Genomic DNA, 24,755 nt, shown 5'->3' with positions numbered 1-24,755 from the left:
GTGCTCCTTCGCAGTGGTGACGACCCCGGAGATGTGCGGCCGCACGGGAGACGGTGGCACCGGCCGGGCAGATCCACACGTGTGAACACTGTCGAGCCCCATCGTCACCCGTTCAACTGGTGACGATCGTGACATGTGGTTCCCCAGCTGTCAACGACGCGGTGGCGACACACACCTGTGAGCGACCTGCGGGCCCGGCATGTCGCGGCCGCTCCGGCGGACATACGCGAGCTGCTAGGGTGGTGGATGACGTAGACCATCTATTGAGGAGTCACAGACGTGGTGGGTGAAGACGACATCTCCGGGTGAGATCCGGATCTGACGACCACCGGCCCGCGCGCATGAGCGCTGCCGCCGTGGTCCGTTCTGTCGTACCCCCTTTCCCATGTCTGCCCAGGGCAGAGATCCACGTTCTGCCCTCAGTACCTCCGAGGTCGCTTCCATGTCCGACGCCGCCATCGTCTGCTCGAACCTCTCTTTCACCTGGCCCGACGACACCCCCGTCTTCCACGACCTGTCCTTCGGCGTGACCCCCGGTCGTACGGGCCTGGTCGCCCCCAACGGCTCCGGCAAGAGCACCCTGCTCAAGCTGATCGCCGGTGAACTCAAGCCCGCCACCGGCACGGTGTCCGTCAGGGGCACGCTCGGCTACCTCCCGCAGAGCCTGCCCCTGACCGGGAACCTCACGGTCGCCGAGGTGCTCGGCGTCGCCGAGGTGATCCGCGCGCTGGACGCCGTGGAGTCCGGGGACGTCGGCGAGGAGCACTTCGCCACCATCGGCGACGACTGGGACATCGAGGAGCGCACCCGCGCCCAGCTCGACCGCCTGGGCCTCGCCGACCTCACACTGGACCGCAGCCTCAGCACGCTCAGCGGTGGCCAGGTCGTCTCGCTCGGCCTTGCCGCCCAGTTGCTCAAGCGCCCCGACGTACTCCTGCTCGACGAGCCCACCAACAACCTCGACCTGGAGGCCCGGCACAAGCTGTACGACGTGCTGTCGGACTTCAACGGCTGTCTGCTTCTGGTCAGCCACGACCGCGCGCTGCTCGACCGCATGGAACGCATCGCCGAACTCGGCAGCGACGAACTACGCCTGTACGGCGGCAACTTCACCGAGTACGAGGAGGCAGTGCGCGCCGAGCAGGAGGTCGCCGAGAAGAACGTCCGCAACGCCGAGCAGGAACTCAAGCGGGAGAAGCGGGAGTTGCAGCAGGCCCGCGAACGCGCCGAGCGCCGTGCGAGCAACGCCGCCCGCAACCTGAAGAACGCGGGTCTGCCCAAGATCTTCGCCGGCAACATGAAGCGCGGCGCCCAGGAGGCCGCGGGCAAGTCCGGCACGATGCACGCCTCGCGGGTCGGCGAGGCCAAGGCCCGCCTCGACGAGGCCGGGCGCGCCCTGCGCGAGGAGCAGCGCCTCACCCTGGAACTGCCCGACACCCAGGTGCCCGCCGGGCGCAACCTCTTCCTCGGCGAGGGGATGCAGGCACGTCTCGGAGGCAAGGCGGTGTTCGCCGAGAGCGGTGTCGACCTGACCATCCGGGGCCCGGAGCGCATCGCGCTGACCGGCCCGAACGGCGCCGGCAAGACCACCCTGATGCGTCTCATCACGGGCGACCTCGCCCCGGACTGCGGGGAGATCAAGCGCAACGACGGCCGGATCGCCTATCTCTCGCAGCGCCTGGACCTGCTGGACCTGGACCGCACGGTGGCGGAGAACTTCGCCGCGTTCGCCCCCGAGCGGCCCGAGGCGGAGCGGATGAACCTGCTCGCCCGCTTCCTCTTCCGGGGCGCGCGGGCGCACCTGCCCGTCGGAGCGCTCTCCGGCGGCGAGCGGCTGCGCGCCACTCTGGCCTGTGTGCTGTGCGCCGAGCCCGCCCCCACCTGCTGCTGCTCGACGAGCCGACGAACAACCTCGACCTGGTCAGCGCGGGCCAGCTGGAGAGCGCGCTCAACTCCTACCAGGGCGCTTTCATGGTGGTCAGCCATGACGAGCGGTTCCTCGCCGCGATCGGGGTCAACCGCTGGCTGCGACTGGCCGACGGAACGCTCAAGGAGACGGGAGCCCCCGCGGTGTGACCCGTCGGTGCGTGCTGTGGCCCGCGTCCGAGGCCGAGTGCCCGGCGGGCCGACCACCGACCGCATCGGACGGACACCCGTGCCCCAGCCCGCTCTGCTCGCCCATGACGTCGTCCGCTCGCTGGGCGACCGACGCGTTCTCGACGGCGTCTGCCTGACCGCCTCCCCCGGCCACCGCATCGGCCTGATCGGGGAGAACGGCGTCGGCAAGTCCACCCTGCTGCGGGTGCTCGCAGGCGTGGACGAACCCGACGTTGGAAGCGTCACCCGCCCCGGCGACCTCGGCTTCCTCCACCAGGAGATGCCGTTCGATGCCGACTCGCCCCTCGCCGCGGTGCTGGACGAGGCGCTCCGCGAGGCCCGCGAGGACCTCGCGGAGCTCGACCGGCTCGGCGAGGAGCTGGCCCGCGTCCCGGAGGGCCACCCCGGCCACCAAGAACTCCTCGACGCCTACGGCAGGCGGCTGGAGCAGGCCCAGGACCGCGAGTCCTGGGACGCCGACCGCCGCGCCGCCCTGGTGCTGGACGGCCTGGGCCTCGGCGCGGTCGGGCACGACCGCACGCTCGGCTCGCTCTCCGGCGGGCAGCGCGGCCGGCTGGCCCTGGCCGCGCTGCTGGTGCGGCGGCCGTCGGCCCTGCTGCTGGACGAGCCGACCAACCACCTCGACGACGGCGCCGCCGCCTTCCTGGAGGAGCAGGTCCGCGGCCTGCCCGGGACCGTGGTGCTCGCCAGTCACGACCGGGCGTTCCTCGACGCTGTCTGCACCGACCTGATCGACCTCGACCCGGCGGTGGACGGCCCGGTCCGCTACGGCGGCAACTACAGCGCCTACCTGTCCGAGAAGCGCGCCGAGCAGGAGCGCTGGGAGCGGCAGTACGCCGAGGAGCAGGAGGAACTGGCGGGGCTGCGGCACTCAGCGGGGGTGACCGCGCACCTGGTCGCCCCGGACCGGGGGCGGCGCGACAACGAGAAGATGGGCTACGGCCACCGTGCGGGCCGGGTGCAGAACCAGATCTCCCGCCGGGTGCGCAACGCCACCCGGCGGCTGGAGGAACTGGAGCGCACCCAGGTCGCCGAACCGTCCCGGCCGTTGCGGTTCGCCGCCGGGGATCTGGCCGCGCGGGCGGAGGAGGGCTCGCAGCATCTGGTGTCCCTGCGGGACGTACGGGTACCCGGCCGGCTCGCGCTGGACGGCCTGGAGGTGACGACGACCGACCGGCTGCTGGTCACCGGCGGCAACGGGGCGGGCAAGTCGACCCTGCTCGCCGTGCTCGCCGGACGTCTCACGGCCGACGGCGAGGTGCGCAGGCGGCGCCGGCTGACGGTGGGGTTGCTCACCCAGGACACCGTCTTCGAACAGCCCGGGCGCACGGTCCGGGACACCTACGAGCTGTCGCTGGGCCTGCCGCGGGCCGAGAAGGTGCCACTGGACTCGCTCGGCCTGATGCACGAGGCGGACCTGGACAAACCGGTCGGGCGGCTGTCCGTGGGACAGCGTCGGCGTCTCGCGCTGGCCCTCCTGGTGGCGCGTCCGCCACAGCTGCTGCTGCTCGACGAGCCCACCAACCACCTCTCACCGCGCCTGTGCGACGAGCTCGAGGAGGCGCTGGGCACCGGCCCCGGTGCGATCGTGGTCGCCAGCCACGACCGCTGGCTGCGACGGCGGTGGCAAGGCCGTGAGATCCGACTGAAGGCGGGGCGCGGTCCGCGAAAGGAGGCGGAACCGGCCGGTTTCCATGCCTGATCTGCGGGCATCGCACGGGGTATCGTATGGTCGCGAAGGTCACCGTCCGCGACGGTGAGAAACCTTGCGTCCAGCTGGAGTCACCTGTCAAGATGGTGATGTGAATCTTAACCATGTCTTCGTCTGCGGGCACCCGGCCCTCGACTTCGCGGCCACCCTCCGCGCCCGGCGCTCGACCCGGTTCGAGATGTTCGTGACCCCGGAGCGGCTGAATGCCTGGTATCTGGAGTCCGGACTCGTGGACACGATCAGTCCCGGCGAGGACGACGATGTCCGTGAGGCGACAGTGGTACGCGAGGCCATCTACCGGCTCGTCACCGATCGTCGTCTCGGTGAGGAGTTCGACCGCGAGGCGCTTGCCGTGGTCAACGGCGGCGCGCGCGAGACCCCCGTGACGCCGCAGCTCACCGTGAAGGGCCGGCACACCGAGGCGACCCCTGCGCAGGCCCTGGCCACCGTCGCCCGGCAGGCCGTCGAACTGCTCAGCGGCCCGGACATCCCCCTGATGAAGGAGTGCGGCAACCCGGAGTGCACGCGCGTCTACATCGACCGGTCCCGTGGCACGCGGCGACAGTGGTGTGGCATGGAGTCCTGCGGCAACAAGTACAAGGCCGCCGCCTACCGGGCACGCAAGAAGACCGCTTCCTCCGCGCCCGTGGGATGACGCCCTGACCCGGCCGGCAACCGCGGTCCCGGCGGCCGCGGGACTCACCCGACGCGGGGCTCATCGGCGGCGAGAGCCTGGAGGTCTTGCGGAACGTGCCCGGCGCTGCAAAAAGACATGTGTCAGAAGAGGTCCGCCGCTTCCGTGGACGGATGCCCACGGTAGTCGTCCCGGGGTGACGTCCCCATGACACGTTTGAATACTGTGCTCAGGGCACTGTCCGAGCCGTAACCCACCGAATGCGCGATGGAGGCGACGGTTCCCTCGCCCTGACGAAGTCGCTCGGCCGCGAGTTCGATCCGCCGTGCCGTGAGGTACTCGTGCGGCCCCCGGCCGACCGCATTCTTGAACCGGGTGGCGAGCACGGGGCGGGACACCGATCCCGCCCGAGCCAGTTCGGCGACGGTCCACGGGTGCGCCGGGTCCCGGTGCACGCAGGCCGGCGCCGGGGCGACGGCGGGGTCGGCCAGACCCGCGAGCCGGCCGGGACCGGTATCCGGCGGATGCCTCGCGGCCTCGCGGATCGAGATCTCCCGGAGAGAGCACGAGGTGTCTCAGAGATACATGGCGCGGTGGCTGCGGTAGGCGAAGGTGTCGCCCGAGCTGAGGATGGTCACGATGTCCTCGCAGAAGTGCCGGTACTCCGTCTCCTGCTTGGCCGGCAGCGTCACGGAGACGACCGCTGCCGGGGGGACGATACGTCTCAGCAAGGTGAGGAGTCGTGGCGGAGGAGGAAGCACCAGCACTTCCATGACCCGCCGGAAGACGTCGGTGAGGGCCCCATCGCTCTCCTGCTGTTCGGCAGGCTCCTGCCCCGGCATGGCCCGCCGGGCCTGGTGGTGCCCGACGAACAGGTCGAGGCAGGCCGTCAGGTGCCCGAGGTCGACCGCGGTCACCTCGATCGGATACAGGCTTGTCAGCTGGTCGCCGCGCGGGCTGTACAGGACGTATCCGGCCCGCTCGTCCGAAGCGGGGTCGGTGGACCTGCCCGCACTGTGCCACTCGGACCACAGCGGCAGTTTCAGCAGTACCTGCACCCAGCTGTCATAGGCATCCGAGATGATCCGCTCGTCGTCGGACTCCCGGCCCTCGCTGTGGAGCCGGTACAGGTGGCGGAGAAGCGGTTCCTCAAGACTCTGGAACTTCGCGAAGAAGACGGGGTCGTCGGGGATCAGGACGTACAAGGAACTCCTCCTCTCACCAGCGTGACGCCTCGTGAAGGCGAGCCATCGGCCGGACCGCCGCCATGAGGCCCGTCCCTGACGGGGTACGTGCCTCGTCCGGTCGGCACCGCCAGGCAGTACGGCTGTGCACCGCCCGAAGACACGAGGACCGGCCTGATGGTGGAGCAGGCTCCGGCAACGCGTTCGCCCGGCTGTCGCCAGCCCGTCTTGAGGGTGAACGAAGCGGCCTTCCACGAGGTTCACCGGCTGTTCTGCCGACCTCAGCATTCCGGCACACATGTCTCCTGTCAAAGAAACACCCTCGCCGTCAGCCTCCCTACTCGAGACATTCCTGCGCCGATTCCGCCCGCACGTTCCGACGACACCCTGACCGTCGTCCGAAGCATCGCGCACACGCGGGTGTGAGAAGCGCCCCGCCGGCCGCCGGAAACCGTCCCGAAGTGCGGGCTTGCCGACGGTGCCGACACGTCACGGCACCGGCGCAGGCTCCGGTCCTCGTGCTTCTAGGCCGCCTCGGAATGCGCGGCCGTGCGCAGCTTGCGCAGGGCGTTGTGCTGACGGCTCTTGACGGTGCCGGCCGGAACTCCGAGGATGACGGCGGTTTCCTTGATGCTGCGGTCGCAGAGGTATATGTGGACCAGCACGGCGCGGTGTTCGGGAGACAGCCGCCGCAGCAGCGGTCTGGTCACCAAGGCGTTGTGCACCGCCTCGGTGCTGTCGGCGCCCGACACGGGATCGTGGTAGGTGACTCCGATGACCTCCCTTCGGGAGTGGGGCTTGCGCACCCAGTCGATGACCAGGTGCCGGGTAACGGTGAAGAGCCAGCCTCGGACGGACCCCCGAGCAGGCGGTCGATGTTCCGCCAGGCCCGGATGATGGTCTCCTGCACGATGTCCTCGGCAAGTCCGTGGTCACCCAGCATCTTCTCGGCGTACGAGACGAGACCGTCCCGGTGTTCCCTCATGATGGTGGCGAGCAGGTCGGACCGGGACATAGCCGTGAGCGGGGTAGCCATAGTGTTCTGAACCATCCTGGTTCTCTGTCGTGCGACGATCGGAGGCCGGATGTAACCCCTGTATTCGCACTGTAGGCGTCGGCGAGTGCCAGAAAACTGATGCAAGTGTGTCGCTGCGGTGCCGCGCCACCGATCGACAGGCACGTGTGCGCGAATATTTCCCGGGTTGGAGCGATGAACCCATTCTCATCAGGCATTATTCCGGTCCGTGTACTGACGCTCCCTGTTGGCGCGATACAGACAGGGAAAAGCTTATGAGTTACATGTCACGTGTGTCGAACCGTCTCGACTTCTGCCCGAAGATGTGAGAAACCAGAGACATATATTAACTTTTCGGGCAGGTGTATGGAGATTCTGCGGGGATGGGCCGATCAGATGTGATACGTGTGTGAGACCATGTGCTCGACACGTGATACGTGCGGCGCTGCGCGGCACGAGCGTCATGGAGGCTCTGACGACGGCCCGCGCGGAGGTCGCGGCCCGCGCCACCGCGCGCCGCCCAGACGCCTCCGTCGGCCGAACTGCGCGAAGCGGTCATGGGTCCGAGGGATGCCGTGTGCGATGCCGTCGGCGACACCTGACCACCCTCGACGTGCGGCTGCAAAAGAGCACCGAAGCGGCCGGGAGCGGCACAAGGACTGAAGCCGCCTATCATACGTATCAATTCTTCTCACACACATGACACCATGGGATGATACCGCCGGGATCCTGGTGTGAGTGTCACGAGCGCTGTCGGCCATCCCCCGATCGGGCTGGTGAGCCGCAGCGACAGGGGCCTCATGGATACCCGGTCGCGACGAGAGGATCAGATCGACCATGCCGAAGGTTCTGCGGGACAACGACATCGTCCACGTCCAGAGCGATGTCTACTCGGTGTCCGGCAGCAACACCAACTGGGTGATCGTCAAGGACGGCGACAGCTGCACCCTCATCGACACCGGCTACCCCGGCGATCGCGACGCCGTGCTGGCCTCGCTGGAAGCGGTTGGGCTGAACCCGCGTTCCGTGGCCGCGGTCCTGGTCACGCACGCGCACAACGACCATATCGGCGCGGCCGAACACCTGCGCATCGTGTACGGCGTGCCCGTCCTGATGCATCAGGCCGAGGTGGCGCACGCCCGCCGCGACTTCCTGGACCAAGTGTCTGTCGGACAAGTCCTCGCGCAGGGATGGCGGCCCGGTGTGCTCCCCTGGGCCGTACACGCCCTGCGCGCCGGGGGAACCACCCACGTGCCGGTCTCGGAGCCGCAGGCCTTCCCCGTGCAGGGGGCGCTCGACCTGCCCGGCGGCCCCGTTCCCGTGCACACACCGGGGCACACCAACGGCCACTGCGCCTACCACCTGCCGGGGAGCGGCATCCTGGTCACCGGCGACGCCCTGGTGACCGCGCATCCCACGTCGCGGATCAGTGGGCCGCAACTGCTGCCCACCATGTTCCACACCGACCGTTCCCAGACACTCGACTCCCTGGCCCTGATCGAAAACGTGGACGCGGACGTGCTGCTTCCCGGCCATGGACCCGTGCATCATGGTCCGGCCAAGGGGGCCGCTCTGGTGGCCCGCGAGCACGCGGTCAGGTGACGGATCCCGCCCTCACGGCGCGCACCGAGGCGCTCTGCTGCCGCCGCCGGACCGCGGGCCCACTGTGGCCACGGCCGCAACACACAACGGTCCACGAAGGGCCCCCGCGGACGGTTCGACGACACACCTGCCGGGCACTCTCTACAGAGTGAGCCTGATGCAGTCGGCTGCCACGCGCCTTTTCCGGTCGAAGAAATCCCGGCGCCAGCTATATGCGCGAGTACATCGGCGCTTATCGTGAAGAGTGAACATGCCCGGCTTACCACCTGGCGCCGACACTTATCTGCACGGGACCCTCGGCGTGGGTACCATGCGCAAAATCATTCATATCGAGGGAGTGAAACGGTTGTGACCAGCCAGTCAGCCGCTACGTTCCGATCGCGGTTGGTAGAACAAGCCGCGTCGGACCTGGAGGAGAACCACCGTCGACAGCAGGAGCTGACGGAGAGGATCATGGTGTTGAAGCAGGAGGAGGCCCTCCTGACAGACATTCTGAAGCTCGCCGAGCGGTACGAGGGTTTCGCCGATCCGTCACGTCTGCCCGAGCAGTTGCAGGACGAGCCCGTCGTCGGAAAGGCGAAGCGAGCCCCCGCCGATGTCGTTGCGCGACGCTCGGCCGGGACCGCTCGTGGAGCGGGTGACGCAGCGGTCGGCGCGAAGGGGAAGTCGCGCCGACCGCTGCTCGGTGACATGCTGATGGACCTGCTCGGCAAGCACGACGGGCCTCGCCTGGCGAAGGAACTGCGGGACGAGCTTCTGGAGAAGCACCCGGACCGGAACCCGACTCCGCAGGTGGTACGGAACACCCTCGAATCCCTGGTCGCCAAGGGACGCATCCAGCGTCACAAGCAGCAGCGTTCCGTCATGTACACCCTCGTGGAGCAGAACGCGACCGACTGACATGTTCGTGTGTCCCGCGCGCGGTGGTTCCCGAAGGCGGACGCGCGTGTGTGCGCTCCGTGCGACGCTGTCCCGCCGCGGGGCTCCGGGCATGGCCGGGGGTCCTCCTGCAGGACCGCATCCGCCAGTCGTTTCACCTGGTCGACGTCGTCGAGGGCCGGGTTGAGCACGAGTTCGTCGGCACCGAGGTCCTGGAAAGCCCTGACCCTCGCCCGTACGGCCTCCGCTCCCCCACTCACCTCGGCGGCTCTCGCCCGCGCACCGTCCGGTCCGGCCGGCGGGCCGGTGGTGGTCATAGACGTTGGCACGGCCGAGGTCCTCGTCGCCCAGGGCGAAACAGGCAAGGGCGACCAGCTACGGACTGCCGTCGGGCTCGGCCGCCCTCCATGCCGTCCGCGCGCGGACGAAGGCCGGGCCGACGACGGCCTGCGTCGCCAGGGCGGGCCGATGTCCCCCGGCCCGGCCTGGCGGCGCAGGCCGGAACTCTCACGACGGGGCCGGCTGGCGGGAATTATCCCCACGCACGCATAGGTGTCACGTCGCCCGGGTGTTTCCGCCATGAGGTCCCTAACCGCGCCATATGTTGTCGAACGCGCTGCCTTCCACATCCCGGCACAGCCGTACGGCCTCCAGCTCCGTCACCGCGTCCCCGACCGCGGCCAGCACCGCGTTCGCCGCGTCCCCGTCGAGGCTTCGGCAGTCGTCCGACGAGGCGTCCCCGGTCCGCAGGAAGGCCGTCAGAGCGGCGAGAACAGGCTCGCCCGATGCCCGTCGCTCCTCTGCGCGGCGGCGCTCCGGCGAGTCGGCCGGCGCGGTCCGCGTGAACCGTGACCAAAACCCGATACCCCGCGGGGGGACGATGAGTCCGGCCCGTTCCAGATCCTCGGCGTAAGCCGCGGCGAGTCGGGCACCGCGGCGCCACAGCCAGTCCCCGACCGTCTCGTACGGCTCCCGCCGGACGAGCGAGGCGAGCGCCTGGTCCAGCAGGCGGTCGCCCGTCGTCACCCGCAGTCCGGGCACCATGCGGTCGCCGTCCAAGGTCAGCGCCCCGCTCTCCAGCAGGTCGAGGGCCTCGGCCCCCGCCAGCACCAGGGAGAGGTCGCCCTGTTCCACGGGCCGGTCGGGCGGCAGGCCGAGGGTGACGAGCGCGAGATCGCGTGCGGTGGTCACGAGTCCCTCCTGGTCTCCAGCAGGCGCAGCCACACCTCGCTGATCGTGGGGAAGGCGGGGACGGCGTGCCAGAAGCGGTCGACGGGCACCTCTGCGGTGATGGCGACGGTGGCCGAGTACAGCAGTTCACCGACGCCCGGTCCGGCGAAGGTGGCGCCGACAATGACCTGACGGTCACGATCGATGAGAATGCGGGCCTTGCCCCGGTAGTCGGGGCGGTACTGGAGGGCTCCGGCGAGGTGGCCGATCTCGTGGTCGACGACCTCGACGGCGCGACCGGTGAGCTCGGCCTCGCGGACGGTCAGGCCCACGGAGGCGACCTCGGGGTCGGTGAAGACGACGCCTGGCACCGCCTCGGTGTCGGCCGTCCCGCTGTGCGGTGCCCAGCGGCCGGTGTCCAACTGCTCACCACGGGCCCGGGCACCGATCACGGCACCCGCGATGCGGGCCTGGTACTTGCCCTGGTGGGTGAAGAGTGCCCGGCGGTTGACGTCTCCGACGGCGTACAGCCAGTTCCCGGGGACGGCGGTGACCGTCAGGCTGTCGTCGGTGGCGAGCCAGTCGCCCGGGACCAGTCCCACGGTGTCGAGCCCGATGTCCTCCGACCGCGGGGCGCGGCCGGTGGCGAACAGGATCTCGTCGGCGGTGAGTTCACAGCCGTCCGTCAGGGTGATCCGGACCTCCCCGTCGCGCGGCCGCTCCGCTGCGGCCACCGAGACGTTGAACCGCACATCCGCACCGGCTTCCCGCAGCCGCTCGGTGACCAGCTCCCCCGCAAAGGGCTCCATGCGGGGCAGCAGCCCGTCCTCACGGGCGAGCAGGGTCACCCGGCTGCCCAGTGCCTGCCAGGCGGTGGCCATCTCGACGCCCACCACACCTGCGCCGACAACCACCAGGCGCCCAGGCGGCCGCCGGGCGCTGGTCGCCTCCCGGCCGGTCCAGGGCCTGAGGCTCTCGATCCCGGGCAGCGGGGGCAGAGCCGCGCGACTGCCGGTGCACACGGCGACGGCGTGCTGGGCACGCAGCCGCACGGTGTCGCCGTCCGGGGTCTCCACGGACACCTCGCGCTCCCCCGTCAGGCGTCCGTGGCCGCGCAGAAGGTCGATGCCGGCCGACTTGATCCACTCGACCTGGCCGTCGTCCTTCCAGTCGGCAGACATGCGATCGCGATGCGCGAGGACGGCCTCGATGTCCAACGGTTCCCTGACGGCGGGGTGGAGGCCGGGAACGTGTACGGCGTCGGCGCGGAGCAGCACCGGACGCAGCAACGCCTTACTGGGCTCGCAGGCCCAGTACGAGCACTCGCCGCCGACCAGTTCGCTCTCCACGATGACGGTGCTCAGGCCCGCGGCGGTGGTGCGGTCTGCGACGTTCTCGCCTACCGGCCCTGCGCCGATCACGATGACGTCGTAGGTGCGGATGTTCTCGGTCGACATGTGTCCTCCGGTGGATGGACGGGGCCGGGCGGATGGGTCCGGCTGGATGGGGCCGGGTGGATGTCGTGGCGCCGGGGATGGCGGTCCCGGCGCGGCGGGAGAGGCCAGCCGCGCCGGGACCGGGTCTCAGCGGCCGGGGGCGCGCTGGGTGACCTCCTGGAGGAACCACTCGTTGCCGTCGGGGTCGGCGAAGGCGGCGAAGGTGCCGTAACTGGCACGTTCGGGGTGCGGACCGGGAACCCGGTGGGAGTCGCCGGCGTGGTGAAAGGCGCCGGTCTCGTCGCGGAACGGGCCGGAGACCTCCACACCGCGGGATTCCAGTTCCTTCTGGGCCTCGACGATGTCGGTGACGGTCAGCTGAAGGCCGTGGAGGGTGCCCGCCTCCTGCTGGGTGAGGCCGTTGCCGAAGATGATCGAGCACTCGGAGCCGGGCGGGGTGACCTGCACGATCCGATACCCGTCGTCGATCGGGAAGTCGGCGTCGAGGCGCCAGCCGAGCTGTTCCGCGTAGAAGCCCTTGGCACGGTCCACATCGGACACCGGCAGAACGACGACTTCGAGTTTCATGTCCACTGCTGTTATCCCGCTTTCGATGGTTCTGACATTCGGACAGATGTGAGGTCGGTGGGCGGTGCCATCGAGGACTCACATGCCGTGCGTGGGACTCGCCATGAGCGTCGGGACCACACCCGCCGACGGCACTCACGTCCACGCCGGTGGGCACCGTGCTCTCACTGTCGGCCGCGAGCGGCGTATGCCGCATCAGTCACCTGACGGTGTGTTCCGGCCGGCCCTCGGCCGAGGGCCCTTAAGCCATGCGGCCCTCGAGGGGCCCGTCGGCCCGGTTCGCCGGCGGTGACCAATTCGTTACCGATGCCACCGGCACCTGGCAGTCCTCGGATACGTGTGAAAGGTGGGTGCTCCGCCTTCCATCAGACGCGCCCGCACGGCAACCCATGGCGTCGACCAGTCGACCGGATGTGGCATGCGGTTGCCGACGCGCTTCGGGCGGAGGCCATCGACCGATCACGGAAGGACAGATCTTGAGAAGATTCCTCCCCACCTCCCGCGCGGGACGCGCGCTCACTATGGGTGCCGCGCTGCTCTCCGCGGGGGCTGCCCTCGCCCCGGCCGGAACGGCCGCGGCGAGCACGGCCACGGAGAGCCGGCACAAGGTGGACTACGTCGCTCTCGGCGACTCGTACGCCTCCGCGCCGCTCGTACCCACCCAGGTCGATACGGCCTGCCTGCGCTCGGACCAGAACTACGCCTCGCTGGTGGCGCGGTCGAAGTCCGCGACGCTGACGGACGTCACCTGCTCCGGGCCACCACCGCCGACATGACGGCCCCGCAGGCCGACGGTGTACCGGCGCAGCTCGACGCCCTCGACCGGGGAACCGATCTGGTCACCGTCACCATCGGGGGCAACGACATCGGCTTCTCGACGGTGCTGGGCACCTGCGTCCAGCTCATGTCCGGCAACCCGGGGGGCACCCCGTGCCAGACCCACTACACGGGTACCGGAACGGACCGGATCACGGACGCGATCGCCGAGACCGGGCCGAAGGTCGCGCAGGTGCTGCGTGGCATCCACCGCCGCGCGCCGCACGCCCGTGTCGTGGTGGTCGGCTACCCCGATCTCTTCCCCGACGACGGAGTGGGCTGCACCAGCAGGAGCGTGCCGCTGGCCGCGGGCGACTTCGCCTGGCTCCGCGACAAGGAGAAGGAGCTCAACGCCATGCTGGCCCGCCAGGCGCGGCACAGCGGGGCGCGGTACGTGAACACGTACACGGCGACCGTCGGACACGACCTCTGCAAGCCGACCGGCGAGCGGTGGATCGAGACCTTCGCCCCCGAGACACCGGCGGCGCCTGTGCACCCCAACGCCGCAGGTGAGAGGGCGATGGCCACCGCCGTCGAAGGCACTCTCGCACATCACGGCCGGCACCACTGACGTTCGCGTCGTAGTGCGGTCGCCCGACCGGACGGCGGCTTGGGCGCTCTGCCCGCCCGTCCATCCAGGGCACTGCCGACCGCAGGTTCCAGGGTCGGCCCGGCGCGATCCCGTGCCGGGCCGACCCCTGCCCGTGGCCCCACGCGATGCTGTGCGTCACAGGAAACTGGACGGGGGTGGGCCGTATCCCAAAAGAGTCACGCTCTGCGCCCAGGTCCACACCTGTGTGTCGGTGGGCCAGGCAGACTCATCGGAGCCTGCCGCGCTCCGGGACGGCCGCTGCTCGCCGGGGACGGTGGTGGCACCGCCGGGAGCGGGCCGAGGGAGCCTGGCGCGCCCTACGTGTGTGTGAGTCGTGGGAGCCATGTCCCGTCCTCGCTCTTCGGTAGCCGGTGTGGGTGTGTGGGAGAAGGGAGCGGGTCCCGCGCCTGGGGGACGGGGGCACGGGACCCGCGGTCAGAAGGAGGAACGTGTCAGGCGGCGGCGCTGGCGTTGATGGTGACGGGCACGTTGTCGCGCGTGGCCTTGGAGTACGGGCAGATCTGATGGGCGGCGTGCGCGAGCTCCTCGGCAGTGGCCTGGTCCACGCCGCCGAGAACGGGGGTGAGGACCGCGGAGAGGGAGAACTCGTCGTCGTCGCCGTGGGTGAGAGTGATCTCGGCCGTGATGGTGGTGCTGGTCAGCCGGACCTTGCGCAGGGTGGCGGCGCGACGCAGGGCGCCGAGGAAGCAGGCGGCCCAGCCGGCGGCCAGGAGCTGCTCGGGGTTGGTCGCTGTGCCGGCTCCGCCGAGTTCCTTGGGGAGAGCGAGGCTGGTCTCCAGCAGGCCGTCGGAGGAGCGGACGTGACCACCGTTCCGGCCCTCTCCGTCGACGTCGACAACGGCGGTGTAGGTGACTGCCATGACTGGTGCTCCCCATCTGGGTCGAAAGGTTTTGGGTCATCCTCTGACCAGGACATTTTCTGGTCACTGGTTGAGGAGGTGACGCAATCATGGCAGCCTCCACGTCACCTGTCAAGACGGTGACTGATGTCTTCTTGTGGCTGCCTCCGACACGTGTCGCACGCGCCTCCCTGCTGCCCTTGCAACATGTCCCAGTCGTGCCACCGGCAGCGAGTGACATGTACCGCACGGCCGTCGGATCCTGTCGCGGCTACGAACTGCACGCAGCGCGCCGGGAGGGGCGGTCCCCGCGGTACGAGGGCTCGGGTGGAGATGTCGTACGACGGCTGCCGCACCTGGCGTGCGGCAGCCGTGCGCGACCGGAGCCACGGCACGTTCCGGGCCACGGTGGACCGCCGTGCTCCCGTTCCCCGTCCCACGTGGATTCCGGCCCGACTGCGGCCCGGGTCGCCTGGGCTACCACCCGTGCAGCGTCTTCGACGACAATCGAACCGCGTGGAACCAGTGCCTGAGCGGGCAGTATCAAGAAAAATGTGACGAGATATAACGACCCTGCCGGCAGCGGCGATCAGTACTACTGCTCGCCGACGGCGGTGACGAGGTGAACCTGTGATGGGAACTACATGTGCCCCTTCCACACCTCGGTCGTGCGATCGGTACCCCCAGGGATACCGGTCCGGTTCACGTAGCGACACAGTAAGGGCATGCACACCCTCTCAGGTGCCAACGGGCAAGCGGTCGCACGGACAGCTCGCCCGCTGCCTTGAGGTGGTCCGGAGTACATTCCTCAACTGCCCCTACCAGCGAGGGAGCATTCTGGATGCTGGAAGACGCGGGATCCCGCAGGAGCAGAAGGCTGTGACCGCCTGCCCGTCACGGCGGGTGGAGCGACGGCCGGGGACATCGCCCGGCGCACCGGTGTCAATCGGGCCGACGGCACACGTGTTCTCCGACGACACACCTCGGGTGTGTCGTCGGTGCCCCCGGACCTGACACCGCTCCCCCGTATCAAGCACACCGCCGCCGTGTTGATCGCCGCAAGGAAGGCTTCATGGATCCGCGCGCAGGGCATTCTCGGACGCCGTGCGTCGCCCAGCGCGGCCGTGAACGCCTTCGGAGAACGCTCTGAGCGCAAAAACGTCACTGTTGCCGTCGGACCCGTTCTCGGGAGAATCGCTCTGAGCGAAGAATCGAACAGTTCGAACTGATCAGGGATTTGGGTGAAATAGCCCCTTTGGTTCGGCAGTTGTTCAGCCGACCTCCCGGTGCTTGACTCCCCCTCCCCCACCGTCCCGCACCACAGAAGGTCAGCTACGGCATCCCGGCAGGGGCCGTCCCCGGCGCGCGTGCGCCTCGCACCCCGGGCTGAGGGACAACAGGCGGAGACCACGCCGAGCGCAGGCGAAGATCACGGCAAGAAACGCCTGTGGCCGGCACAAGCATCACTTCGCACCGGCCACAGGCGTAGTCATTCAGTGAGCGCTGGTTCGAGTCCCGCCACGCTCGCTCTGATGCTTGTTGAGGATGCTGAGCATCCTGTCGAACTCGGTAGCGCTCATTTCCTGAATGAGATGCATGGCGATGAACGCGCCGTCGTCGTACGGCAGCTGCCGAGTGGTCCTCGATTCGGGCTTGCCCTGATCGGTGTGTGCAACATCTGGCACCTCTCCCCCGGCGGCTCGGGGATCGGGCACTGTCTCAGCCCGCTCGGCCACAGCGGCCTGCGCAGGCTCGTCGAGAGCCGTGCCTGCGCCTGTCCTTGTCAGGGACTTCGCTTCATCGCCGCGGGACGAACTGCCTCGCGCCTCGCGCTGGGGCGCGCGGGTCGGCGGAACGGTCGCAGCCGGTTGAGTGACCGCGTCGCCCTCTGGACCCTGGTCTTCGACGATCGAGGAGGGGGCTGATAGGGGTGCGTCTTCCGGCGCGGGCCTCTCAGAGGGTACGACCGGTGGAGGTGTCCGTCGCTCGGCCTCCTTGCGTGCTCGTTCCTCTTTGAGTTCCTGGAGCACGGCCTGCTGGCGCTCCTGCGGTGCCTTGGCGACCGAGCGCAGAAGTTCGACAGGCTCTTGCCCGACGACTGCCTGAAGTTCGGGAGTCAGGTTGAGCAGAGCGATTCGCTGGGACACCCAGCCCTGTGACTTGCTCAGCCGCTTGGCCAGCTTGACCTGCGAGCCATGAAGGGCGAGCAGGCGTTGCAGAGCATGTGCCTCATCCAGGGGGTCGAGGTCGTTGCGATGGATGTTGGCAACCAGCGCGGACTCAAGGATGGCGTCGCCGTCACTCCCCTGCTCGTCGTCGACCATGACGTTGAGGTGAGTGAGGCCTGCCTCACGAGCGGCCGCCAGTCGACTGCTGCCGTCCACGACGACATGGGTGGTGTCGGGCTCGAGATCGCCGGAGCGCGACGGGTTGGCCTTGACGTAGGCGTCACGGTTCATGACCGTGACAGCCTGCTTCTGGCCATGTTCCTTGAGGCTGCCGACGAGGTCGGTGAGGTCGCCCAGGTTGGTGCGTGGGTTCTCCGGGTTGGGACTGATCCGCACGACCGGGAGTCGGGTCGGAGGAGCTACCCCTGCGGTCGGAACACCGGTAGCGACTCCGATGGCGGTACGACGGGCGCTGACAGGTCGGGCACTCCCCCCGAAGCGTCCGTTCCCCAACTGGTCGGCCTTACTCATGAGATCTCCTGAGCCAGTGCGCGCATGGCAACGGCCTGCTGTGAAGAAGGCGCGTAACTCAGCAGAGGCTGCTTCATACGGACGGCCTCCTTCTGTTCCTTGAGATCGTTGATGAGACCGACGACCTTGGGATCCTTTATGTCAATCCATCCCTGCAGGGACGAGGTGGCGATGTATCCCCGTCGGCTGTCGTAGAGGTTGACGACAATGCCCAGGTAGTCGATGTCGAGGGCGAGGTCGTTACGGAGATCCTCGATCTGGTTCGTCAGCAAGTCGTAGGCGTCGGCGGAGCTGTCTTCGGCCTGAACAACGATGAGGGCTCCGGACTGGCCTGGCCTTTCACCGTCGCGCCGACGCCCGTAGTAGGCGGCGGCATCCATGCTGAGGCCGAGGCTGGGCGGGCAGTCGACGATGATGACGTCGTAATCGGCTTCAAGTGGCATCAAGGCCCGCTCCAGGGCGGCCTCACGAGCGCGCACCGCGGACAGACGGACGTCCAGGAGGAAGGCGTCATGGCAGGCGGGCAGCAGATGCAGCCGCCCTCCGAAGTGCTCCTCGTCCACGGAGACGATCAGGTCTTGCAGCTCGCCCTTCGGGTCGCCGGCCATGTGGTTGGTGAGGCTGTCACCGTTCATCGTCAGGGGTGCCGCACCCAGTTGGTTGGTGAGGTGGCACTGCGGGTCGAAGTCGACCAACAGGACGCGGAGTCCGGGGCCGGGCAACTTCTCGACGTCGAGCGGGTCGTTGCCTTTCTCGGGGGCGTCGCCCTGCGAGTCGCCGGCACGAAGGGCGGTGGCCAGAGCTTTGGCGACCCGCACGGGGAACAGACGGTTGCGGTCCTCCGACAGTGCCTCCCCCACTCCGGCGGTGATCGCGGTCTTGCCCACCCCACCCTTCTGGTTGCAAACGACGATGCGGCGGGTGATCTCAGGACGATGGACATCAGGCGTCGGGTGGGTGTCGAGCCAGAGCTGGACGGACTGGGCAAGTCCTTGGATCAGGGAGACACGTCGGTCCTCCGCGATCCTTCGGAACTCCTCCCACTGCCCCGGCGGCAGGAAGGTGGAGAAAGACTCGGCCCCAGCAGTGTCGACCGAAGCAGTCGCTGAGGCGAGATCGCACCAAGCGGCGAGGCCCTGCTCCACGGCGGTCTGGATCTCGATGCCCAACTGGGCAGTTCTGACCTTGAGGTTCTGCCGGAGCCATCCCGGCAGTTTGGAGACGACCTTGACTCTGTCGTTCGAGGTGGCTGACATACTCATGGCACTACCTTACTAACGTTCTAGATCGTCAGTTGCACCGACACGTTAGTTAGTTCAACTACGTCTCTGGAAGGGGTTGCGAGCTGTTGCCTGTTTGCTGCACTGAAGTGGGTGGTGAGCGGGAGTGGGTCCTGTCGGTGGGTTCGCGGGGTGGGAACAGAGGTTCCGGAGCCGAATGGGTGACCTTGACGGCTGCTGCTCGTCGGGCTGGGTGGGAGGGGGTGTTGTGGTGGGTGGTTTGCGGGAGTTGGCGGCACCGTTCATGGTGCCGGGGCCTTGCGGGGTGGCGGTCCGGGACCGTCTGAAGCACCTCACGCCCCAGGACGAGAATGTGCTCCGCTTGGTCGGTGAGCATCAGGGTCGGCTGGCTTCGCGTGATCTCAGGGCCCGCTGTGCGGATGCTCTGGAGCACGGCGCGGACACCTGGGCGTCGTGCAAGCGGGACCTGACGGTGTTGTCGTCGTCGCGGATCGCGGGTGCGATCACCAAGGCCACGCACGATCAGTGGGCGCTGGCCCGGCGTTGCCAGGCCGCGCACATCCAGACGCTGGAATCCGGGATCAGGACGCTGCGGCACCGCCTGTCCCTCCCGATCGGGGAACCCGGGACGAAGCGGGCCGCGGGCGGCTACCGCTCCAAGGGCGAGTGGTTCCGCAAGTCCCGCCGCCTCGCCGCGCTGGAAGCCCGGCACGATGCCGCGGTCCGTGACCGGCAGCCTGGACAGGTGCGGGTCGTACGGGGCAGCAAGCGTCTCCTCAACACCCGCCACCACCTCGCCGACGCCCACCTCACCGAAGGCCAGTGGCGGGAGCGCTGGGAGGCGGAGCGCTGGTTCATCGCCGCCGACGGTGAGTCGGGGAAGCGGTTCGGGAACGAGACGATCCGCGTCACCCGGGACGGTGAAGTGTCCATCAGGCTGCCCGCCCCGCTCGCCCACCTGCCCAACGCCCGGCACGGCCGGTACACCCTCACCTCCACCGTGGCGTTCGCGCACCGAGGTCAGGAGTGGGCCGACCGCATCGCCGCGAACCGGGCCGTCGCCTACCGCATCCACCTCGACACCGACCGCGGCCGCTGGTACCTCACCGCGTCCTGGCAGCGCCCCACCGTCCAGACCATCCCGCTGGAGACGGCCCGCGCCCGGGGCGTGGTCGGCGTCGACACCAACGCCGACCACTTCGCCGCCTACCACCTCGACCCACACGGCAACCCCATCGGCGACCCGCACCGCTTCGGCTACGACCTGTCCGGCACCGCCGCCCACCGCGACGCACAGATCCGCCACGCGCTGACCCGCCTGATCCGCTGGGCCAAGCAGACCGGTGCCACCGCGATCGCCATCGAGGACCTCGACTTCACCACCGAGAAGACCCGCGAGAAACACGGCCGCCGGAAACGGTTCAGGCAGCTGATCTCCGGCATCCCGACCGGCAGACTCAAGGCCCGGCTGGTCTCCATGGCCGCCGAACAGGGCCTGAGCATTGTCGCGATCGACCCCGCCTACACCTCCCTGTGGGGTGCCCAGCACTGGCAGAAACCACTGGCCACCCCGCACCGCACCATGTCCCGTCACGATGCCGCCGGCATCGCGATCGGACGACGCGCCCTCGGACACCCCATCCGGCGTCGGACGGCACCGCCCCCACACGACCGGAGCGATCGTGCGGGGCATCGGACCGCCCAGGCCCCACCAGGCACCCGAGGACGTGACGGAATCCGCCCACCCGCAACGGACCGGCTCCCCGGAGGGCCGTCACCGAACGGGAAGCGAAAGCGGGGACCGAGTGCATCCAACACCGTTCGGGATGCGCCCAGAACGCAGCAGTGGGTCCAGGACTCACTCATGCACACTGGTTAGGAACGGTTCTCATGAACCTATTACGGCGTAATAGGTCTGCCGAGTTCACTGGGCTCTCCTCCCGCGATGTCAGGTGCCCCGCGGCTCGCATCAGGCGCCCATGGACACAGCAAGCAAGCGCTGAACCTATTACGGCGTAATAGGTGGGGAGTCTGGCAGTCGGCGGCAGGGGACCGATGCGGCAGCTCTGACGGATTTCCGGTTGGGCGACTGGTCCCACGTGGAAGCCGTGGCCGACAGGGCTGACCGGACAGCGAGGTCATTCATAACTCATCGTCCATTGCTGCTGCAGTTCCACGGCAGCGGCCAAGACCAGCTCTTGCGACCCTGGAGTGTCTCCCGCCTGAACGTCGTGTTGAAGGACTCGACAAGGGCGTTGTCCGCGCTGGAGCCGATCGCGCTCAAGGACTGCCGGACGCCGGCTCTCCGACTCTCCGGCAGGCGTCGGCGAGCCCGGGCTCGTGTACTGGGCGCCGTGGTCGGTGTGCATGACCGCTCCGGTGAGGCTGCCGCGGCATTGCTCGGCGGCGGCCAGGGCATCGGTGACGAGCTCGGTGCGCATGTGTTCCGCGAGAGCCCAGCCGGCCAGGCGGCGCGAAGCGAGGTCGATGACGGTAGCCAGATAAAGGAACTTCCCGCCATCGACTGGGAGATAGGTGATGTCACCCACGTACTTCGTGTTCGGTTCGGGCGCCGTGAAGTCTCGGCCGACCAGGTCCGGGGCCTTTGTCGCGACCGGGTCCGCAACAGTGGTGCGATGCCTGCGACGCAGCCGCACGCCTGCCGGATTGATGCTCCGCATCACGCGCGCAATCCGCTTGTGGTTGACGCGCTCGCCCTCCTCCCGGTGCTCGGCGGTGATCCTGGGGACGCCGTAGGTGTCGGCGTACACAGGCACCGTAGCCCTGGCCGACGCCGGATACGTGAAAGCCGGTCTGTGCTCATCCGGGCAGGTGGACGCGCCGAGAAACGGTGCCTCACCACCCGCGCTGGGCCTCCCCCAGCACGGTGCTGCCGAGATACTCGGCGAGGCCCTTGGCTCGTGGAAGATCGCCCCACTTGCCGACGTGAACGAACAAGGTGTGGTGATCGGTTCGCTGCAACCAGTTCACGTCGTCGCAGTTGAAGAGGACTTCCACGCCGTCGTACTTCGAGACGCCGTACGAATCCGTCTCCGGATCGTCGGGCCACCTGCCGCGCAAGCCGACCGAGGCGATGCCCCGGCCCACCGCTTCCACGAACGCGCGCTCCACGGTGCCCGGTGCGACGTAGTGCAGGACGGACAGAGGAAGTTCCGCCTCCAGGGCGGAGTGCTCCACGGTGCCGATGTCCAAGACGAAGTCCAGGAAGTCACCCGTCGCCGGATCCATCCGGGCACCCGCGTAGTCGAATCCTGCACCGGGCAGCGCCGCGGCCATCCGCTGCGCGTCCTCGACGGTCAGTAGTTCAGCCATCAGGATCACCTCGTCGTCCCGCTCCTCCAGCAGAGCGTTCAGGCGAAGTGCCTGCGTCCAGGCCTCTTCGGCGCTGGTGGTACGGAAGACCGGATACGCCCGCGAGTTGCCCATGCACGCCACCCTCGCACCCTGCCCCCAGCCCCTGCCTCCAACCGCACGGAGCTCCGCGGCTCGCTCCAGCGCAAGCCGCCCGCCTGAGCAGTCTCGCCGGTGAGCTCGACGGCCTCGACCGCCTCGCTCTGTTGTAAGCGGCGCTCGGCGCACCCACAGCAAGTGCGGGCCAACTCGATCCACTGGACTCCCGCCTGCCGGACATCGTCCACCGCACGCGCCGGGTGAAAGTCTGTCTGCTCACGCAGGCACTCCCACAGCTGTATGCGCTTCGAGGCTGCGGCACACCGAACCTCGGGGGATTGCTCCCGCAGCACCTGGACGTGTCTCTCGGCCTGCAGCAACGCACCGAAGAGTTCTCATCGGCCGGCATGGGCTCCACGTTCGGGTCTTCCGCATCCTCACGCAGCTTGCGCAGTTCGCCGACGACATACGGAGCATTGAGGGCACCGACGGGCACAGGCGCTTTGAGCAGCGGCTCTGCGGGGGCGGCTCGCACTCCGCGCGCCTCGTCATGCTGACATCCTGCTCCCCCTCAGCCATGTTCCACAGAATGTGACTCGCTCCCGCGTGGCCAGAGGGGCTGTGGTCATAGGCGCGGACCTATTACGGCGTAATAGGTCCGCGGTCTGGTCTGGCTCTTGAGCCCCTTCGCAGCCCTCAGGGAGAACTCACGCAAGGAGGCACCGCTCAGGTTGGCCCCGCGTAGATCGCACAGCTTGAAGCGGAAGCCGTTCAGGGTGGCTTGACACAGATCAGCCCCGCGAAAAGAGCACCGCGTGAACCACAGCTGTTCGGGCCGAGCTGAACATCCGACTGCTGCGGCCCGCAAGGGCGAAGCCAGGCGGACCGGATCACAGCTGTTCAAGCCTGCGGCAGGTCATCGAGTCGATCGACGAGACCTTCAGGGCGGACTCGACTCGAACGCCACCGCGGCCGCACACGCGCAGGCGTAGCCGTCCGCGTCCTGCAGCGCATCCTCGCACTCACCGCCGCCATCTGGCGCAACGACCACACTGGCCAGCCGGTCATACGGGCACTGACCACATACGATCACTGAACCCCTTGGAATCAATCACCATCCCTCTTTGTCGCCCTGCGATGGCGACTCCGGGCACCGGCTCCTGAGGCATCGGGAGTCTCCTCCCTGTCACAGCCTGCCGATGGGACGGGGTCGCCGACCTCTACCTCGGTTGCCCTCGTGCAGAGAATCGTGATGCGGACTCTGCCTCGACGAGGAGGCGGGCAACTGGCGGGACATGCTCGACACGGCAGTTGGATGTCCAACTTGGTAGGTCGCGGCTGGTCCCTCTGGCCGCCGGCGACAACTCGGACGCGTTTGGGCCTGTTGCCTGCGCACTCAACGGGTGCTGCACTTCCTGTACCTCGCTCCGTCGAAGACAGGAGCCAATCTCCACGTAAGGGCCGCCGGGGAATGGCGCGCCACCGCAGGTGATCGTGTCACGGCCGGTTTGCTGCATGCTTTGTATATGCCAAGGCTGTCGGGCTGGTTGGGAACCTGCCGGATCAGAAGTCAAGCAGCGCGGATCTTCCGCAGCAGGCCACGCACTGGGGCAGTCGGCCCTCTCTGCCCAAGACTTGGACATCCGTTGGCGTGCCAAGGCTGCTTCACCGGAGCAGCAGCCGATCCGCCGACCTATTACGGCGTAATAGGTCGGCGGATCGGCTGAGGCTGAACCATCCGCTGAAAGTGCTGCTCCGCCAGATCGAGAGGGGCCAGGCTGCATCTGTCGGGGAGTCCCTTATGTCTTTGGTCAAGGGAAACAGGGCTGCGTTGAAGCTGGGGGCCGGGGAGCATGGCGGTGTGGCTGATCTGCTGTGGGATGACGTGAAGTGCTTCTTCGATCCCGACCTGATGGGATCGCTGCTGGACGTACGTGCTCCTGGTGCCTCGGGGGAGGACTGGCACAGGGCGGACATGTTGCCTGAGGTTGTCGGACGCGATCAGTTTGCTTCCTTGATCATCAGGATCCACTACAACGATGAGGCTGCATGGCAGGCGGTGACGGCAGACCTACGTCAGCCGGGGGAGACGGGGCTTGCTCTGCTGCGTGCTGCGGAGCGCCGGGTTGCCAGGGCGTCGATGTTCGGGTTGGCATCGAGGTCGAAGGCCCGCAGGGACGTCTGGTCGCGGGCGGCGGCTTCGGCCAGTTCGGAGAACTGGGCGCGGATTGTGGGCAGCCAGAGCATGCGACATGCCTGGTCGACGGCGGCGTCGGAGGCTTGTTCGGTAAGGCCGCGGTGTCGTTCGAGTGTCACGGAATTCCTCCCTGAGTAGGAGGGTGGTCGGCCAGCTGCTGGGATCTCGGCAGCTGGTCGTAGGCCGCGACCGAGGCCGGCGACCGGCTTGCGGACCGGGGCTTCCAGGTAGTGGTCCAGTTCCAGACGCGATTGACCTTTTGCGATAAGCCGTTCGTGACGGGCGACTTCCTGCCGGCCGTCGTAGACCACGAGCTCGGTGGCGTGCAGTATGGCCCGCACCGTTCGACCGACCAACCTCACTGGCACCGAGTAGCGGTTGGTGCGGGCACTGATCTGACTGAAGTGGTCGACCCGCAGGCTGAACAGCCGCCCTGTCTCGAAGGGTTCGTTGGGTAAGTAACGGCTGCAGCAGCGGCCGTTCGACGGCGAAGTACTCGCTTACCGGCCGCGGTCGGGTGCCGACCCGGCGCTGTTCGTCCTCTGCGTCCCACTGCTCGATCACCGCGTTCAGCTGGGCGGGGGAGGCGACTTGCGGGACGG

Annotated in this window: 17 protein-coding genes and 6 pseudogenes; 8 read left to right on the top strand and 15 right to left on the bottom strand. The window is 68.4% G+C overall.

The window, feature by feature from the left end; all coding sequences use genetic code 11:
• Positions 1-442 precede the first annotated feature (442 nt).
• The 3 genes and pseudogenes from abc-f (at position 443) to GA0115254_RS11925 (ending at position 4,484) form a co-directional block, all read left to right on the top strand.
• Positions 443-2,076, top strand: a pseudogene (gene abc-f, locus GA0115254_RS11935) (ribosomal protection-like ABC-F family protein).
• Positions 2,077-2,155: 79 nt separating this feature from the next.
• Positions 2,156-3,820, top strand: a complete 1,665-nt coding sequence (locus GA0115254_RS11930) for an ABC-F family ATP-binding cassette domain-containing protein (protein WP_093895259.1) — start codon at positions 2,156-2,158, stop codon at positions 3,818-3,820.
• Positions 3,821-3,920: 100 nt separating this feature from the next.
• Complete coding sequence (locus GA0115254_RS11925; RefSeq protein ID WP_093895258.1) at positions 3,921-4,484, top strand: CGNR zinc finger domain-containing protein; 564 nt, start codon at positions 3,921-3,923, stop codon at positions 4,482-4,484.
• A 122-nt stretch (positions 4,485-4,606) separates the two neighbouring features.
• Here GA0115254_RS11925 and GA0115254_RS11920 read toward each other — a convergent pair whose 3' ends face one another.
• From GA0115254_RS11920 to GA0115254_RS45880, 4 genes are all read right to left on the bottom strand, one after another.
• Positions 4,607-4,918, bottom strand: coding sequence for a helix-turn-helix transcriptional regulator (locus GA0115254_RS11920; protein WP_256102513.1), 312 nt, complete (start codon positions 4,916-4,918; stop codon positions 4,607-4,609).
• Between the two features lie 120 nt (positions 4,919-5,038).
• Positions 5,039-5,668, bottom strand: coding sequence for a hypothetical protein (locus GA0115254_RS11915; RefSeq protein ID WP_093895256.1), 630 nt, complete (start codon positions 5,666-5,668; stop codon positions 5,039-5,041).
• Positions 5,669-6,171: 503 nt separating this feature from the next.
• Positions 6,172-6,453: a sigma factor-like helix-turn-helix DNA-binding protein gene (locus tag GA0115254_RS45885; RefSeq protein ID WP_256102512.1), complete on the bottom strand. Its 282-nt coding sequence runs from the start codon at positions 6,451-6,453 to the stop codon at positions 6,172-6,174.
• Complete coding sequence (locus GA0115254_RS45880) at positions 6,354-6,590, bottom strand: RNA polymerase sigma factor (protein WP_256102517.1); 237 nt, start codon at positions 6,588-6,590, stop codon at positions 6,354-6,356. Before GA0115254_RS45880 ends, GA0115254_RS45885 begins: the two co-directional genes overlap by 100 nt.
• Before the next feature lie 909 nt (positions 6,591-7,499).
• Here GA0115254_RS45880 and GA0115254_RS11900 point away from each other — a divergent pair.
• Entirely contained in the window at positions 7,500-8,264 is a 765-nt protein-coding gene (locus GA0115254_RS11900; protein WP_093895253.1) for an MBL fold metallo-hydrolase, read from the top strand.
• 348 nt (positions 8,265-8,612) lie between these two features.
• Positions 8,613-9,164 carry a hypothetical protein gene (locus GA0115254_RS11895; protein ID WP_093895252.1) on the top strand — a complete coding sequence of 184 codons (552 nt, stop codon included), beginning with the start codon at positions 8,613-8,615 and terminating at the stop codon, positions 9,162-9,164.
• A 567-nt stretch (positions 9,165-9,731) separates the two neighbouring features.
• Here the strand turns inward: GA0115254_RS11895 and GA0115254_RS11890 are convergent.
• From GA0115254_RS11890 to GA0115254_RS11880, 3 genes are all read right to left on the bottom strand, one after another.
• Entirely contained in the window at positions 9,732-10,334 is a 603-nt protein-coding gene (locus GA0115254_RS11890) for a GPP34 family phosphoprotein (protein WP_093895251.1), read from the bottom strand.
• Positions 10,331-11,770, bottom strand: a complete 1,440-nt coding sequence (locus GA0115254_RS11885; RefSeq protein ID WP_093895250.1) for a dihydrolipoyl dehydrogenase family protein — start codon at positions 11,768-11,770, stop codon at positions 10,331-10,333. The genes GA0115254_RS11890 and GA0115254_RS11885 overlap by 4 nt, the downstream gene beginning before the upstream one ends.
• 126 nt (positions 11,771-11,896) lie before the next feature.
• Positions 11,897-12,343, bottom strand: coding sequence for a VOC family protein (locus GA0115254_RS11880; protein ID WP_093895249.1), 447 nt, complete (start codon positions 12,341-12,343; stop codon positions 11,897-11,899).
• Between the two features lie 515 nt (positions 12,344-12,858).
• On the opposite strand from GA0115254_RS11880, the pseudogene GA0115254_RS11875 reads away from it, so the two are divergent.
• Positions 12,859-13,724 (top strand): annotated as a pseudogene (locus GA0115254_RS11875) (SGNH/GDSL hydrolase family protein).
• Between the two features lie 473 nt (positions 13,725-14,197).
• On the opposite strand, the gene GA0115254_RS11865 reads toward GA0115254_RS11875, so the two are convergent.
• The 3 genes from GA0115254_RS11865 to GA0115254_RS11855 form a co-directional block, all read right to left on the bottom strand.
• On the bottom strand, positions 14,198-14,626 hold the full coding sequence (locus tag GA0115254_RS11865) for an organic hydroperoxide resistance protein (RefSeq protein ID WP_093895247.1): 429 nt from the start codon (positions 14,624-14,626) through the stop codon (positions 14,198-14,200).
• Between the two features lie 1,472 nt (positions 14,627-16,098).
• The gene (locus GA0115254_RS11860; protein ID WP_093895246.1) at positions 16,099-17,304 is read right to left on the bottom strand and encodes a ParB/RepB/Spo0J family partition protein; all 1,206 of its coding nucleotides are present in this window, start codon (positions 17,302-17,304) and stop codon (positions 16,099-16,101) included.
• Positions 17,301-18,566, bottom strand: a complete 1,266-nt coding sequence (locus GA0115254_RS11855; protein ID WP_093895245.1) for a ParA family protein — start codon at positions 18,564-18,566, stop codon at positions 17,301-17,303. The genes GA0115254_RS11860 and GA0115254_RS11855 overlap by 4 nt, the downstream gene beginning before the upstream one ends.
• Before the next feature lie 175 nt (positions 18,567-18,741).
• On the opposite strand from GA0115254_RS11855, the gene GA0115254_RS11850 reads away from it, so the two are divergent.
• Positions 18,742-20,424 (top strand): IS200/IS605 family element transposase accessory protein TnpB, encoded by a 1,683-nt coding sequence (locus GA0115254_RS11850; protein WP_093895244.1) that lies wholly within the window; start codon positions 18,742-18,744, stop codon positions 20,422-20,424.
• Between the two features lie 309 nt (positions 20,425-20,733).
• Here GA0115254_RS11850 and GA0115254_RS11845 read toward each other — a convergent pair.
• From GA0115254_RS11845 to GA0115254_RS11835, 3 genes and pseudogenes are all read right to left on the bottom strand, one after another.
• Positions 20,734-21,316 (bottom strand): annotated as a pseudogene (locus GA0115254_RS11845) (IS3 family transposase); the annotation flags it as partial.
• An 85-nt stretch (positions 21,317-21,401) separates the two neighbouring features.
• Entirely contained in the window at positions 21,402-21,992 is a 591-nt protein-coding gene (locus tag GA0115254_RS11840; RefSeq protein ID WP_093895242.1) for a hypothetical protein, read from the bottom strand.
• 589 nt (positions 21,993-22,581) lie between these two features.
• Positions 22,582-22,824: a pentapeptide repeat-containing protein gene (locus GA0115254_RS11835; protein ID WP_256102511.1), complete on the bottom strand. Its 243-nt coding sequence runs from the start codon at positions 22,822-22,824 to the stop codon at positions 22,582-22,584.
• Between GA0115254_RS11835 and GA0115254_RS47480 the strand changes: the two are divergent.
• Positions 22,817-23,052: pseudogene (locus GA0115254_RS47480) on the top strand (IS982 family transposase); the annotation flags it as partial. The gene GA0115254_RS11835 and the pseudogene GA0115254_RS47480 overlap by 8 nt on opposite strands.
• Before the next feature lie 1,037 nt (positions 23,053-24,089).
• Here GA0115254_RS47480 and GA0115254_RS47215 read toward each other — a convergent pair.
• Both GA0115254_RS47215 and GA0115254_RS47475 read right to left on the bottom strand, forming a co-directional pair.
• A pseudogene (locus GA0115254_RS47215) lies at positions 24,090-24,272 on the bottom strand (AAA family ATPase); the annotation flags it as partial.
• 186 nt (positions 24,273-24,458) lie between these two features.
• Positions 24,459-24,572 (bottom strand): annotated as a pseudogene (locus GA0115254_RS47475) (hypothetical protein); the annotation flags it as partial.
• Positions 24,573-24,755: the final 183 nt, after the last annotated feature.

The sequence above is a fragment of the Streptomyces sp. Ncost-T10-10d genome (genome assembly GCF_900091955.1).
Lineage (GTDB): Bacteria > Actinomycetota > Actinomycetes > Streptomycetales > Streptomycetaceae > Streptomyces.
Note: the sequence above shows the minus strand (reverse complement) of the source record. Positions and strands in the feature narration are given on the sequence as shown.

Coding starts and splice junctions, on each gene's coding strand:
- GA0115254_RS45880 (WP_256102517.1), bottom strand. CDS start 6,590: ATGCTGGGTGACCACGGACTTGCCGAGGACATCGTGCAGGAGACCATC.
- GA0115254_RS11900 (WP_093895253.1), top strand. CDS start 7,500: ATGCCGAAGGTTCTGCGGGACAACGACATCGTCCACGTCCAGAGCGAT.
- GA0115254_RS11885 (WP_093895250.1), bottom strand. CDS start 11,770: ATGTCGACCGAGAACATCCGCACCTACGACGTCATCGTGATCGGCGCA.
- GA0115254_RS11865 (WP_093895247.1), bottom strand. CDS start 14,626: ATGGCAGTCACCTACACCGCCGTTGTCGACGTCGACGGAGAGGGCCGG.
- GA0115254_RS11860 (WP_093895246.1), bottom strand. CDS start 17,304: ATGAGTAAGGCCGACCAGTTGGGGAACGGACGCTTCGGGGGGAGTGCC.
- GA0115254_RS11855 (WP_093895245.1), bottom strand. CDS start 18,566: ATGAGTATGTCAGCCACCTCGAACGACAGAGTCAAGGTCGTCTCCAAA.
- GA0115254_RS11850 (WP_093895244.1), top strand. CDS start 18,742: ATGGGTGACCTTGACGGCTGCTGCTCGTCGGGCTGGGTGGGAGGGGGT.
- GA0115254_RS11840 (WP_093895242.1), bottom strand. CDS start 21,992: ATGGGCAACTCGCGGGCGTATCCGGTCTTCCGTACCACCAGCGCCGAA.